General features: G+C 64.2%; 1 protein-coding gene. It reads right to left on the bottom strand.

Features of this window, described 5'->3' with window-relative positions:
- A partial coding sequence (locus A5733_RS21115; RefSeq protein WP_076241548.1) for a hypothetical protein occupies nucleotides 1-258 on the bottom strand: 258 nt, incomplete at its 3' end.
- Nucleotides 259-583: the final 325 nt, after the last annotated feature.

Genomic DNA, 583 nt, shown 5'->3' with positions numbered 1-583 from the left:
CGGTGCCTTGACGCCGGGGGTGAACAGGTTGCCGCCGGTGGGGCTGATCGACTTCTCGGTCGGCTCGACCGGTGGCGGCGGGGCCGGGGTGGCCGGCGGCGTCGTTGTCGTTGTCGTTGTCGTCGTGGTGGTGGGCGTGGTGGTTTCGGGACCTTTTTCTTCCTCGGTACCGCATGCGGCGGTGAACGAAATCATCCCGATGACTGCTGCACCGCCTGCGATGACGGTGAGCCGACGAGTCAACTGCCCTGATTTCATGTGCGTTTCCTCACTGTCCCGCAGGTGTTGCAGAGTTGGCCTTGGTGAATCACGGTGGATTCCCACTCCTTGCAACGCAGATCGTGGTTCAGCCCATCCACATCATCCGTGGCGGATCTGGTGCACGCACTTTAGCTCAGTGGTGAGACACCTGCAGGAGCATTCCTGCAGGTGTCACACCACTGTGGCGGGAAGCGTCGGCGCTATCCGAGGTTCTCCCTGTTGCCGGGAATGGCGGTGGGTGCGCCCGGTGCCTTGACGCCGGGGGTGAACAGGTTGCCGCCGGTGGGGCTGATCGACTTCTCGGTCGGCTCGACCGGTGGCG

Source organism: Mycobacterium sp. NS-7484 (assembly GCF_001953975.1).
Lineage (GTDB): Bacteria > Actinomycetota > Actinomycetes > Mycobacteriales > Mycobacteriaceae > Mycobacterium.
The sequence above is the reverse complement of the archived record's forward strand: the minus strand, read 5'-3'. Positions and strand labels throughout refer to the sequence as shown.